This window comes from Faecalibacillus sp. TM498 (assembly GCF_020589955.1).
Classification (GTDB): Bacteria; Bacillota_I; Bacilli_A; order Erysipelotrichales; family Coprobacillaceae; genus Faecalibacillus; species Faecalibacillus intestinalis.
The window spans coordinates 1-571 of record NZ_JAJDKB010000143.1; the positions used below are offsets into that span (position 1 = coordinate 1).

Below are 571 nucleotides of genomic sequence, written 5' to 3' on the forward strand. Positions count from 1 at the left end.
TTTATAAATGCATTTGTGTTGTAACTTTAACAATTTCTTTATAATAATCATCTTGTGATTTTGTAAGACGATCTATCGATAAATCTAAATGTCCATCTTTCATGTAATAAACTTTCTTTGAATAAGAAGCCACAAAGCTATCATGCGTCACCATGATAATCGTTGTATGTTTTTCTTCATTGATTTTTACAAGATATTCCATCAGTTCTCTGGCATTTAAACTATCTAGATTCCCTGTTGGTTCATCAGCGAAGATAATCTTTGGCTCGTTGATCAACGCTCTAGCAATCGCTGCTCTTTGTTGTTGTCCACCTGAACATTGGGATGGATATTTATCAATGATTTCTTCAATATTTAACATTTTTGTAAGTTCATTTAATTTTTCTAATTGTCTTTTTTGATCTACTTTATTTAGTCTTAATGAAAATAAAATATTATTTTTGATTGTTAATGATTCAATAAGATTATAATTTTGAAAAATAAAACCAATTTCTTCTTTTCTTAAATTTGCTTTTTCTTTTTCTGATAAAAGAAGTAAATCTTTTTGATTAAGAAAAATTTGTCCATGAGT

At 27.0% G+C, this 571-nt stretch carries 1 protein-coding gene; it reads right to left on the reverse strand.

Annotated features, from left to right (window positions below):
• Window position 1: 1 nt before the first annotated feature.
• Window positions 2-571, reverse strand: a 570-nt coding sequence (locus LJD32_RS15055) for an ABC transporter ATP-binding protein (RefSeq protein WP_227403846.1), incomplete at its 5' end; no start/stop codon positions are given.